The 12,028-nt window shown below is 70.4% G+C and carries 10 protein-coding genes; 6 read left to right on the top strand and 4 right to left on the bottom strand.

The window, feature by feature from the left end; all coding sequences use genetic code 11:
• Positions 1 to 222 precede the first annotated feature (222 nt).
• The 4 genes from ACFYXF_RS38880 (at position 223) to ACFYXF_RS38865 (ending at position 5,344) form a co-directional block, all read left to right on the top strand.
• On the top strand, positions 223 to 2,469 hold the full coding sequence (locus ACFYXF_RS38880; RefSeq protein ID WP_389356695.1) for a glycoside hydrolase family 9 protein: 2,247 nt from the start codon (positions 223 to 225) through the stop codon (positions 2,467 to 2,469).
• A gap of 94 nt (positions 2,470 to 2,563) precedes the next feature.
• On the top strand, positions 2,564 to 2,809 hold the full coding sequence (locus ACFYXF_RS38875) for a hypothetical protein (RefSeq protein ID WP_235472787.1): 246 nt from the start codon (positions 2,564 to 2,566) through the stop codon (positions 2,807 to 2,809).
• Between the two features lie 3 nt (positions 2,810 to 2,812).
• On the top strand, positions 2,813 to 3,190 hold the full coding sequence (locus ACFYXF_RS38870) for a toxin Doc (RefSeq protein ID WP_053745133.1): 378 nt from the start codon (positions 2,813 to 2,815) through the stop codon (positions 3,188 to 3,190).
• 507 nt (positions 3,191 to 3,697) lie between these two features.
• A complete protein-coding gene (locus ACFYXF_RS38865) occupies positions 3,698 to 5,344 on the top strand; it encodes an RICIN domain-containing protein (RefSeq protein WP_389356694.1) in 1,647 nt (548 codons plus the stop codon).
• Positions 5,345 to 5,619: 275 nt separating this feature from the next.
• Here ACFYXF_RS38865 and ACFYXF_RS38860 read toward each other — a convergent pair whose 3' ends face one another.
• Positions 5,620 to 7,218, bottom strand: a complete 1,599-nt coding sequence (locus ACFYXF_RS38860; RefSeq protein WP_389356693.1) for a purine-cytosine permease family protein — start codon at positions 7,216 to 7,218, stop codon at positions 5,620 to 5,622.
• Between the two features lie 519 nt (positions 7,219 to 7,737).
• On the opposite strand from ACFYXF_RS38860, the gene ACFYXF_RS38855 reads away from it, so the two are divergent.
• The gene (locus ACFYXF_RS38855) at positions 7,738 to 8,172 is read left to right on the top strand and encodes a protease inhibitor (RefSeq protein ID WP_389356692.1); all 435 of its coding nucleotides are present in this window, start codon (positions 7,738 to 7,740) and stop codon (positions 8,170 to 8,172) included.
• A gap of 151 nt (positions 8,173 to 8,323) precedes the next feature.
• Here the strand turns inward: ACFYXF_RS38855 and ACFYXF_RS38850 are convergent, their stop codons facing one another.
• From ACFYXF_RS38850 to ACFYXF_RS38840, 3 genes are all read right to left on the bottom strand, one after another.
• Positions 8,324 to 8,728 carry an STAS domain-containing protein gene (locus tag ACFYXF_RS38850; protein ID WP_389356691.1) on the bottom strand — a complete coding sequence of 135 codons (405 nt, stop codon included), beginning with the start codon at positions 8,726 to 8,728 and terminating at the stop codon, positions 8,324 to 8,326.
• Positions 8,729 to 8,877: 149 nt separating this feature from the next.
• A complete protein-coding gene (locus ACFYXF_RS38845; RefSeq protein ID WP_389356690.1) occupies positions 8,878 to 9,372 on the bottom strand; it encodes a methyltransferase family protein in 495 nt (164 codons plus the stop codon).
• 97 nt (positions 9,373 to 9,469) lie between these two features.
• On the bottom strand, positions 9,470 to 10,981 hold the full coding sequence (locus ACFYXF_RS38840; protein ID WP_389356689.1) for an MFS transporter: 1,512 nt from the start codon (positions 10,979 to 10,981) through the stop codon (positions 9,470 to 9,472).
• 197 nt (positions 10,982 to 11,178) lie between these two features.
• Here ACFYXF_RS38840 and ACFYXF_RS38835 point away from each other — a divergent pair, with 197 nt between their 5' ends.
• A complete protein-coding gene (locus tag ACFYXF_RS38835) occupies positions 11,179 to 12,027 on the top strand; it encodes an alpha/beta fold hydrolase (protein WP_389356688.1) in 849 nt (282 codons plus the stop codon).
• The last annotated feature ends 1 nt before the right edge of the window (position 12,028 follow it).

Here is a 12,028-nt window from a genome sequence, read left to right as displayed (position 1 = left end):
GCTGACTATCCAGCCCGTCCGGCGTTTGAGGACGAAGGGGGGTCTGGGGGCGCAGCCCCCAGAAGGATGGGACGGGTAGGGGCGGCGGGGGCGAAAAACCCGTTCGGAGCGTTGACGCGTCGTGCAACCTCCCACAGCATGGGCCACGTCCGCCCCTGGGAGCGCTCCCACAGCAACACCAAGCGCCGCTCTTCTCACCCACCCCACCCGAGGAGCCCAGACGTGAAACGACGCAGAACCACCCTGCTCACCCTCACCGCCCTCCTCACAGCGGCGGCCCTCACCACCCTCCCGCCCACCCCCGCCGACGCCGACGAGATCGAGCAGCTCAAGAACGGCACCTTCGACACCACCACCGCCCCCTGGTGGACGACCAGCAACGTCACCGCGGGCCTCACCGACGGCGCCCTCTGCGCCGACATCCCCGGCGGCACCACCAACCGCTGGGACGCCGCCGTCGGCCAGAACGACATCACCCTCGTCAAGGGCGAGTCGTACCGCTTCGCCTTCAAGGCGACCGGTACACCCGAGGGCCACGTCGTCCGGGCGATCGTCGGCCTCTCGGTGTCCCCCTACGACACCTACTTCGAGGTCAGCCCGCAACTGAGCGCATCCGGCGACTCCTACACCTACACATTCACCGCACCCACCGACACCACCCAGGGCCAGGTCGGCTTCCAGCTCGGCGGCAGCGCCGACCCCTTCCGGTTCTGCATGGACGACGTGTCGTTGGTGGGCGGGGTCCCGCCCGAGGTCTACGAACCCGACACCGGACCCCGGGTACGGGTCAACCAGGTCGCCTACCTCCCCGCCGGGCCGAAGAACGCAACGCTGGTCACCACCTCCACCCAGCCCCTGCCCTGGCGGCTGAAGAAGGCCGACGGGACGACCGTGGCCCACGGCAGGACCGTGCCGCGTGGCACCGACGCCTCCTCCGGGCAGAACGTCCACTCGATCGACTTCGGCGCCTACCGCAAACGCGCCACCGGCCTCACCCTGGTCGCCGACGGCGAGACGAGCCGCCCCTTCGACATCGACGCGAGCGCCTACGACCGGCTGCGGCTGGACTCGCTGAAGTACTACTACACGCAGCGCAGCGGCATCGAGATCCGCGACGACCTGCGCCCCGGCTACGCCCGCCCCGCGGGTCATGTCGACGTGGCGCCCAATCAGGGTGACGGCAGCGTGCCTTGCCAGCCCGGCGTCTGTGACTACACCCTCGATGTCACCGGCGGCTGGTACGACGCCGGTGACCACGGCAAGTACGTGGTCAACGGCGGTATCTCGACGTGGGAGCTGCTGAGCACGTACGAGCGTTCCCTGTACGCCCGTACGGGACAGCGAGACGCGCTCGGTGACGGCACGCTCGGCATCCCGGAGAGCGGCAACAAGGTGCCGGACGTCCTGGACGAGGCCCGCTGGGAACTGGAGTTCCTGCTGAAGATGCAGGTGCCCGACGGGCAGCCGCTCGCCGGCATGGCGCACCACAAGATGCACGACGAGCAGTGGACCGGGCTGCCGCTGCTGCCGAGCGCCGACCCGCAGAAGCGCGAACTGCACCCGCCCACCACCGAGGCCACCCTCAACCTCGCGGCCACGGCGGCCCAGGCGGCCCGGCTCTACCGGCCCTACGACCGTACGTTCGCCGCGCACGCCCTCACGGTGGCCCGCAAGGCCTGGACGGCGGCGCTCGCCCACCCCGGCATCCACCCCGACCCGAACGACGGCACCGGCGGCGGCGCCTACCCCGACACCGACGCGCGGGACGAGTTCTACTGGGCGGCGGCCGAGCTGTATCTGACCACGGGCGAGAAGGCGTTCGAGCAGCACATCCTCACATCGCCCGTCCACACCGCCGACATCTTCGTCCCTCTCGGCTTCGACTGGGCCAGAACCGCAGCGGCCGGCCGCCTCGACCTGGCGACCGTCCCGAACCGGCTCCCCGGCCGGGACAAGGTCCGCCAGTCGGTGACCAAGGGCGCCGACCGCTATCTGGCCACCCTGGCGGCACACCCGTACGGCATGCCCTACGCCCCCGACGCCAACCTGTACGACTGGGGCTCCAACGCCCAGATCCTCAACAACGCCGTCGTCATCGCCACCGCGTACGACATCGGCGGCGCCTCGAAGTACCGCGACGGCGCGCTCCAGAGCATGGACTACCTCTTCGGCCGCAACGCGCTGAACATGTCGTACGTGACGGGCTACGGCGAGGTCAACTCCCATCAGCAGCACAGCCGTTGGTACGCCAAACAGCTCGACCCGAGCCTGCCGAGCCCGCCGGACGGCACACTCGCCGGAGGCCCGAACTCGAGCATTCAGGACCCCTACGCACAGAGCAAACTGCAGGGCTGTGTCGGCCAGTTCTGCTACATCGACGACATCCAGTCCTGGTCGACCAACGAGCACACGATCAACTGGAACGCCGCCCTGGCCCGGATGGCGTCCTTCGTGGCCGACCAGGGATAGCCGGGCCATACCGCCTCGCCCCCTCGGTACCACTGCCCTACCCGCCTGACCTGGGGGTATTTACGGGTAAGTACCGGAGCGGTACCGTGGGGGCATGCCAGCTCTGAATGTGGAGTTCAGTGACCGCGAGCTAGAGGACCTGCGGCAGATAGCCAAGGAGCGCGGTACGTCGATGAAGGCTCTCGTGCGTGAGGCGGCGGCGGCCGACATCGCCCGGCACCGCGCCCTCCAGGAGGGCGCGGAGGAATTCCGGCGGTTCTTCGCGGCCCACGCGGACGAGTTCGCCGCCGCGTTCCCCGAGGACGAACCGGTCGCGCCGGGTCGGGGACGGGTCGCCTGACCGATGGCTCCCGTCATCCACATCGACGTGCCCTGGCTGCTCCAGCGCCACGAAGAGGTCCTGCCGGACCAGCCCACGGTCAACGACTTCTCTGCCCTGGTGGCCGCCGTGGCCCGTCACCGGGTCGACCCGCCGCGCCTCGGCGTGGACTCCGACCCGGCCTGGCGGGCCGCCGCGCTGCTGCACACCCTCGCGCTGCTCAAGCCGCTGCCGTCGGCCAACGCCCGCTTCGCCTGCGCCACCGCCGTGGCGTACATGTTCGTCAGCGACGTCGGCATCGACCCGCCGTACGGCGCTCTCGTCGACCTCGCCCGTGACCTGATCTCGGGCAAGACCGATGTCTACGGCGCGGCCGACCGGCTGCGCTCCTGGCAGATCTGAGCAGACGTCTCTGCCGGGGGTGGCTTCGGCCCCGCCCTCGGGGCCGCCGACCGAGGGCGGGAGGAACGGGGTCGGCGGCCGTTTCGCGCGGGAGAGCCGCCGTCCCGCGCGTGGCCTCCGAGGAAGGGCCGGGTTCCAGTGGACTCCGCCTTCGCGTGCGCCGGGAGCGTGCGCGGTGCACCGGCGCGTGCATCCGGTTCACACGGGGCGCGGAAAAGCACCGAAAGCCGGTACTGCCACCGGTAGTTTCTGCTGTTGCTGACTTTCCTTCAATGAATGGATGTTGCTCAAGTGCCTTGTTGGCCATGAGTGACTTGTGCAAGGGTGAACTACCTGTGCAGGGGGAATGGCAGGGTTCGATTCACCGGTGGTGATTCGGTGGCGGTCCAGCGCCACAGCCGGGGCCCGGGGCGGGGGGACACAAAGCCGCCGGTCTTCGTGCGGACTCGGCCGGGCCGTTTCCCGGAACCGCAGTGAGTCACCCGCGCGTGGGAAGGAAACCGCTCAGTGCCCACCCCCCCTCCTCGTCCGTCCTACCCCCCGTACTCCGGTGGGGTCCCGGGGGAATCGGACGAGAGTCTCGCCGCCCAGCTCAGAAGCAGGCCGGAGGGCGAGACCGGCCCGTCCGTCGCGCTTCTGACGGCGCGGCACTGGCAGGCGACCCACGAGTACGCGGTCATCTGCCTCGCCACCTCGGCCCAGGCCGCCTCGATGGTCACCGCCGCCGCGTTCCACCAGGTCCTGGAGCGGGTGATGCGGGCCGAGTCGGCCGTCGCACTGCGCCCCCGGTTCCTCGTGGCCGTACGCGACACCGTCAGGGAATGGGCCGCCGACGACCGCATATCCGACGTACTCCCGGACCTGAGGAAACCGGCGGGCGGTCGCGGTATGCGCGCGGCGAAGTCCATGACGCCGGAAAACCGTAAGCTCGCGGAGCGTTCGTTCCAGTCCCTTCCCGGACTCGCGCAGTGCCTGTTGTGGCACACCGAGGTGGAAGCCGAGCCGATGAATGTGCCCGCCGTTCTTCTTGGCATGGACACGGATACGGCGGCGGCTTCGCTCGAACAGGCCCGCGAACAATTCCGCGAGGGCTGTGTACGCGCCCACCGGGAACTCGCGCCGTCCAAGGACTGCCGGTTCTACAACCGACTTCTCGACGTTCCCATCAGACGCGGTGGCGCACTGCTGCCCGATGTCCAGCAGCATCTGGTGGAGTGCCGCTACTGCCGTTACGCCGCAGAGCAGTTGAGCCATTTCGAGGGCGGCCTGGGCACGCTGCTCGCCGAGGCGGTGCTCGGCTGGGGTGCCCGTCGCTATCTCGACTCCCGGCCGGGGCGCGGCGAGGCCGGCACGCGGACGCGGGGCCATGCCAGGCACGGCGGCAGAGGCGAGCGCGGTGGAGCCGGCCGGAGCCGTCTCCTCTCCCGGATTCCCTCCCCGCGCCGCCCGGTGGCGGGCGTGCCCCGGAACAGGAAGACCCTGCTCACGAGTGTGGGCCTGGCCTCGGCGGTCGTTCTCGCGGTCGTCCTGGGCAGTGGCCTGTGGCCGAAGGACGGCAGTGGCGCCGACCCGGCCGCCTCGTCCAGCGCGACCGGCGGACGCGCCCCGGTGCCCGACGCCTCGCCGACCCCGCCGGCGGTGTCCTCCTCGCCGCCCGCGACGGGCGGCAACCCGACCGCCGCCCGGCAGACCCGGCTGCGCAACGTCACCGCCGACCTGTGCCTCGACATCCGGGGCGGGAAGGCCACGGCCGGTGCCGTCACCAGGCTCGCGTCCTGCTCGACCGCGTGGACCCAGATGTGGTCGTACGAGGACGACGGGCTGTTGCGCAGTGTCGCCAACCCCGAGCTGTGCCTGGACTCGCATGCCGACGCCGGTGTCGTGATCCTCGGCCGCTGCGCCGCGGTGTCGGCCGAGCGGGGGGACGATGTCCGCTACGACCTCACGGTGCGGGGCGAGTTGCTGCCGCGCTGGGAGGAGGGCCTGGCCGTGGCCCCCGCGTCCGACGACCCGGACGCGGACGTGGTCGTCAAGGTCCGGGACGGCTCGGCGGAACAGCGTTGGCTGACGGACACGGTCACGGCAAGCCCCGAGTCCCTGTCGATAGGGGGCCCAAGGGGGGAGGCGGCCCAGGTGGACGCGAACCCGACGTAGGGAGAGTTTTCTCGCCCCCGCCGCCCCTACCCGTTCCCATCCCTGGGGGCTGCGCCCCCAGACCCCCCTTTGTCCTCAAACGCCGGACGGGCTGAGTGGTGCCGGCCGGTCTTGATCTTTCAGCCCAGGCCGAGGCATTTCAGCCCGGGCCCAGGGCATTTCAGCCCGTCCGGCGTTTGAGGACAAGGCCCCTTCAGGGCCGGAGCGGGGGTTCGGGGGCGGCAGCCCCCGAGGATGGGAACGGGTAGGGGCGGCGGGGGCGAAAAAGTGCCGCCTCAGCCCCGTTCCGCCGCCAGCGCCGCAGGCACCCCCACCCCCGGCCCACTCACCGGCGGCACCGCGACATCCACCGTCCGAGCCAACCGCGCCCCCTCCGGCCCATACACCGCCCGCGGCTCCGGAAACACCCGCAGCAGCGTCAGGAACAGGACCGCGGAGACGGCCAGGGACAGCGGCAGGCTGATGTCGATGCCGTTCGCCAGATTCCCCAGCGGTCCGACGAACTGCCCCGGGATGTTGGTGAACAGCACACCGATCACCGCCGAGACCCACCACGCGGTCATGCCCCGCCAGTTCCAGCCGTGCGCGAACCAGTAACGCCCGCCCCGCTGACGCCGGTTGAAGACCTGGAGCGCGTCCGGGTCGTACCAGCCGCGCCGCGTGTAGAAGCCCAGGATCATCACCACCATCCACGGCGTCGTGCAGGTGATGATCATCGTGGCGAACGTCGAGATCGACTGGACGAGGTCGAACCCGAACCGGCCCACGAAGATGAACACGATCGACAGCACACCGACCAGCACGGTGGCCCGCACCCGGGACAGCCGGGGGAACACCGACGAGAAGTCGAGCCCGGTCCCGTAGAGGGAGGTCGTGCCTGTCGACATGCCGCCGATCAGCGCCAGCAGACACACCGGCAGGAAGAACCAGCCGGGCGAGATCGCCAACAGGCCGCCCACGAAGTCGGGCGCGGCCGGATCGACGTAGTCCGGAGCCTTCGTCGCGATGATGCTCGCGGTCGCCAGCCCGAACAGGAACGGCAACAGCGTCGCCAGCTGCGACAGGAACGCCGCGCCGATCACCCTGCGGCGTGGCGTGTCCGCCGGGATGTACCGCGACCAGTCGCCGAGGAACGCGCCGAACGACACCGGGTTGGACAGCACGATCAGCGCCGCGCCGATGAAGGACGGCCAGAACAGCTCCTGCGTCGCCGCGTCCGCCGAGTCCGTGAAGACACCGGCGTACGACGGATCGAAGTCACCGGCGAACGCGACCGCGCCGACCAGGAACAGCACCGTCGCCGACAGCACCGCGATCTTGTTCACGAACAGCATGAACCGGAACCCGTACACGCACACCGCCAGCACCAGACCGGCGAAGAGCGCGTAGGCGACGCCGTACGTCACATCGCCGCGCGGCAGACCGAACAGCCGGTGGGCGCCGCCGACCAGGGCGTCGCCGGAGCTCCACACCGAGATGGAGAAGAAGGCGATCGCGGTGAGGAGGGAGAGGAAGGAGCCCACCACGCGGCCGTGGACGCCCAGGTGTGCGGAGGACGAGACCGCGTTGTTGGTGCCGTTGACCGGGCCGAAGACCGCCATCGGGCAGAGGATCAGCGCGCCCACGACCACTCCGAGGAGCGTGGCCGCGAGGCCCTGCCAGAAGGAGAGGCCGAACAGGATCGGGAAGGCGCCGAGGACACAGGTGGAGAACGTGTTGGCGCCGCCGAAGGCGAGCCGGAACAGGTCGAGCGGGGTCGCGGTGCGGTCCGCGTCGGGAATGCGTTCGACGCCGTGTGTCTCGACCTCGGTGAGGGCCGGCGGCGCGGCGGTGGGGGAGAGGGCTGACTGGGGCTGTGAGGACGGCGAGGGCAAGGGAGGCTCCAGCGGGGGATCGGCGGTGGAGCGCGTTGTGGCGCGGACAGAGGGAAGGGCTGCCGTCGCCGCTGGGGTGTGCGGCGCAGGCGGATGCCGTCCTCGGGTGGTCTGCCGACCGTAGGGGGACCGGCGAAGGCCGCACCAGAGGACGTTTCATCCATCTTTCGAGTCCCTCATGGATGGATGTGCCATGGGGGTGACGGGTGAACCGGCAGTCGTTTCGCCGGCCGTACCGGAATGTTTCAGGCCGATTAAAAAGGCTGGTGAATCCGGCCAGTCGGTCGCCCCGAGCGATCAACAACCGCTCAGTTGCGGGCTTCAGGCGTTCGAATCACGTAACTTCACGCCACTGATTCAATACGCAAGGTTACCGAAACGCATGGGGTCGAGATGAGTTTCGGCGCCGGACTCGGCAGACTCACGCTCGCCGATCCGGCCCGACCGGCTGGGATCGAGTACCCATGCGGACCGTTGGACCTTCGATTCGCATTCGAACTGAGCGGAAGGATGCACACAATGCCGAACACCGCGCGCTGGGCAGCGACTCTGACCCTGACGGCCACCGCCGTCTGCGGCCCCCTCACCGGGGCCGCCGTCGCTGCTCCGGCCCCCGCGCCCGCCGGGCTCTACGCACCCTCGGCCCTGGTGCTCACCGTGGGGCACGGTGAGGTCTCGGCCGCCGTCACCCCCGAGCGCGCCGTCACCCTCACCTGTGCGCCGACGGCCTCGGGCACCCATCCGGCCGCGTCCGAGGCCTGTGCCGAACTCCGGGCCGTGGGCGGGGATCTGGGCGTCCTTGAGGCGAGAAGTGATGTGAAGTGCACCAAGCAGTACGACCCCGTGGTCGTCACCGTCGAGGGCGTGTGGCGGGGCCAGCGGGTCGCCTATGAGCGGACCTTCGCGAACGAGTGCGTGAAGAGCACCTACGGGACGGCCGTCTTCACGTTCTAGGGACCGGGGTCGCGCGCTCCCGTGAGCCTTGCAGGACGCTCGCGGATGGGGAGGGCGATCCCTGTGTCGCGGGGTGCCGCGCGATCTCGCAGCGGGGCCGGTCGGTGGTGTGGGGCCGCCGACCGGCCCTTGACGTGTGTACGGGGAAGCCCTACTCCGGGATCCGGGCGAGCGGCGGGAAACGGTGCAGCAGACCCGCCGCGCGCAGCAGGCGGTGGAGGCGGGGCGTGTCGGAGACCAGACGCAGGCGTCCGCCGCGTTCGCGGGCCCGGGTGTCCGCCCGGCACAGTTCGCGCAGGCCCGAGCAGTCGAAGAAGTCGACGTGCCGGAGGTCGACCAGGACGTCCGGGCCGGGGCACGAGGTCGCGGCGTCCAGGTGCTCGGCGAGAAAGCCCGAGGTCGCCAGGTCGATCTCACCGGTGACCTCGACCACGGTGAACGGCCCGCTCGGGTACGTACGGGCATACGGGCCGGCCGTCGGCGGCGGGGCTCCGGACGAGTCCGGGGCCGTGCGCTCGGGCGGCCCGGGGATGCGGTCTTCGGCTTCCGGCGTCATGGCCGCTCCACCTCTGCAGGGGGCGCATTCGATCTCGGTAGCTACCCCGGCGGAGTCGTGACCATCCCTGACACACGCCCCGCAAGATCTGGTTCACTCGACAAGGTGAATTACGGCCGTATTGGTTGACGTTTCCGTGGGGTGTGCACTCACTCGCCCTGCCAGGGGTGCGGTCGCGGCCACCAGCCCGGTACCGACCGGCGGTAACGCTCGTACTCGGCGCCGAACCGGTCGGCCAGCGCCGGCTCCTCGTACCAGCGCGCGAACGCCCACATCAGCAGCCCGGCGCAGACGCCGTACGTGAACAGGACCGGCCGGGCGAGCAGGAGCGCCTGGCCCGCGACGACGGCGACGACCGCCACGTACATCGGGTTGCGCACGTAGCGGTAGAGGCCGCCCACGACCAGATGTTCGGTGGGCGCGACCGGGGCCGGGGTGCCGAGGCCCTCGGCGGCGAAGCGGACGAAGGCCGACAGCAGGACGGCCGTGCCCGCCGTAAGCGGGATCAGGCCCACCAGTCGTATGGGCAGCCACCAGTCTCCCGTACGCCAGCCCGTCAGCCACCACGGCAGGAGGACCGCCACGGTGCCGGGGGCGAGTGCCAGGAAGAGTGAACTGCCCAGGGCCGCCGCCGATTTGCGCATGCCTTCACCATGGCAGCGCGGCGGACGTCACGACAGGCGGGAGGGGCCGCCGTCTCCCTGAAGACGGCGGCCCCTCGGTCCGGACGACCCGGGTGGGTCACATGTGGACGACCGGGGCGGCGCTCTCGTCCTGGGCCCGTACGCCGGGGCGGTACAGGAGGAAGGTGATCAGCGCGCCCGCGGCGAAGAAGCCCGCCGACCACCAGAAGGCGGTGGTGTAGCTCTCGATCGTCGACTGGGCCTGGACCAGCTTGTCGCTCGCGTTGCGGCCGGACAGGTAGTTGGTCGCGGCGCTCGCGGCGAGCGTGCTCAGCAGCGCCGTACCGATCGAACCGCCCACCTGCTGCATGGTGTTGACCGTCGCGGAGGCCACTCCCGCGTCCTCGGCGCCGATTCCGCTGGTGGCCAGCTGCATCGCGGGCGGCATGATGACGCCCATGCCCACGCCGATCACCAGCAGCTGCGGCAGGACGGCGGTGCTGAAGTCCGAGCCGACGCCGATACCGGTCAGCCAGACCATGCCGACCGCGCCGAGGGCGAAGCCCAGCGGGATGATGATCTTGGGGCCGAAGCGGGGCACGAGCTTGGTGGTGGACACCTGGGCCGCGACCATCAGGGCCGCCATCATCGGCATGAAGGCCAGGCCGGTCTTGGTGGGGCTGAAGCCGAGGTTCAGCTGCAGGTAGTAGGTGAGGAAGAGGAAGACACCGAACATGCCCGCGCCCGAGATGAGCACCGTGAGGAACGACGCCCCCCGGTCCCGGTCGAGCAGGACGCGCATCGGCAGCAGCGGGTGCTTGGCGCGGGTCTGCCACTGGGTGAACGCCACCAGGAGCACAGCGCCGGCGATCAGGAAGCCCCAGGTCTGCGGTGAACTCCAGTCGTGCGTCTCGGCGTTGGAGAAGCCGTAGACCACGGAGAAGAGACCACCGGCGACCAGTACGGTGCCCGGGACGTCGATCTTGGAGTTGGCGGCGTCCCGGTGGTTGCTCAGCAGCATCCAGCCGCCCACGAACGCGACGACGGCGAAGATCAGGTTGACGTACAGCGTCCAGCGCCAGTCGAGCGCGTCGGTCAGCAGACCGCCGAGTAGCAGGCCCACCGCGCCGCCGGCCCCCGCGATCGCGCCGTACACGCTGAACGCGCGGGCCTTTTCGCGCACGTCGGTGAAGGTCGTGTTGAGGAGGGAGAGAGCGGCGGGCGCGAGCAGCGCGCCGAAGACACCCTGGAGGGCACGGGCGATGACCAGCATCTCGAAGCCGTTCGCGGCGCCGCCGAGGACGGAGGCCCCGGCGAATCCGGCGACACCGATGAGGAAGGCGGGCTTGCGGCCGAAGAGGTCGGCGATCCGGCCGCCGAGCAGCAGCAGGGAGGCGAAGGCCAGCGCGTACGCGGTGACGATCCACTGCCGGTTGCCGTCGGAGAAGCCGAGGTCGGCCTGTGCGGAGGGAAGCGCGATGTTCACGATGGTGGCGTCGAGGACGACCATCAGCTGCGCGATTCCGATGATCGCGAGGATCCACCACCGCTGCGCGTTCGGCGCGGCGGACCCCTTGTCCGTGGTGTTCGCGACGCCCTTCGGGGCGCCTTCGGTCAGGGACTGGGACATCTGAGCACACTCCAGGGAAGGTCGCTCGTGAAGAGGAGAGGCGGCAGGGAACAGTGAGCAGAGGAGTAATGGAGACCGGGGGTTACGAATACGTAAACGAAACTGTTTCGTACTCCCGACGCTTCGAGCCTAGACCACTTTCATCGAAACGGCAAAGTATCGATACGGGAAAGTATCGCTAGGGAGGATGTGCGGACGTGCGGAGCGGCAGGCTGACGGTCGACGGGGCCGAGCTGTACTACGAGGTACGCGGGGTCGGTCCGGCCCTGTTGATGATCAGCGGCGCCGGAGGAGACGCCGGCTACTACTCCGGGATCGCCGAGGGCCTCGCCGACGCCTTCACGGTGATCACCTACGACCGGCGCGGCAACTCCCGCAGCACGGGCGGCGATGACGGTCCGATGGAGCTGGCCCGGCAGGCCGCCGACGCCCGCGACCTCGTCGGCGCACTCGCGGGCGGCCGGGCCCTGGTCTTCGGCAACAGCGGCGGCGCGATCGTCGGCCTGACGCTGGCCGCGCTCCACCCGGAGTGCATGTTGGGCCTGATCGCCCATGAACCGCCCGCCGTGAACGTCCTCCCCGACGGCGACCCCGGGCGCGGCTTCTTCGCCGAACTGGCCGGCCTGTACGCGGCGGGCGGCGCCCCGGCGGCGGGCCGCCGCTTCGGCGAGACGACTCGCGGCGAGGGCTCCTACCGCTGGCCCGCCGACCTGTGGAAACGGTTCCTGGGCAACGCCGACCACCTCTTCGGCCGCGAATGGCCCGCCTTCGCCGCCTTCCACCCCGACGAGGAGGCGCTGCGCGCGGCCCCGTTCCCCATCGTCCTGGGCGCGGGCGCCGACGACCGGGGTACGTACTACGCCCTGCCGTCGATCGAGATCGCCCGCCGGATCGGCGTCCCGTGGGTGGAGTTCCCCGGCATCCACATGGAGTTCCTGCGCCACCCGTCCCGCTTCGCGGCGGCCGTACGAGTGCTGGCGACGCAGATGTACGCCGCCGACGGCAAGGTCCCGGACCTGTGGCGGGGCGCACCGGAGGCACCCTGAC

Source organism: Streptomyces sp. NPDC002680, from assembly GCF_042889145.1.
In the GTDB taxonomy this organism is placed as follows: domain Bacteria; phylum Actinomycetota; class Actinomycetes; order Streptomycetales; family Streptomycetaceae; genus Streptomyces; species Streptomyces adonidis.
This window is presented reverse-complemented; position numbering and strand designations above follow the sequence as displayed.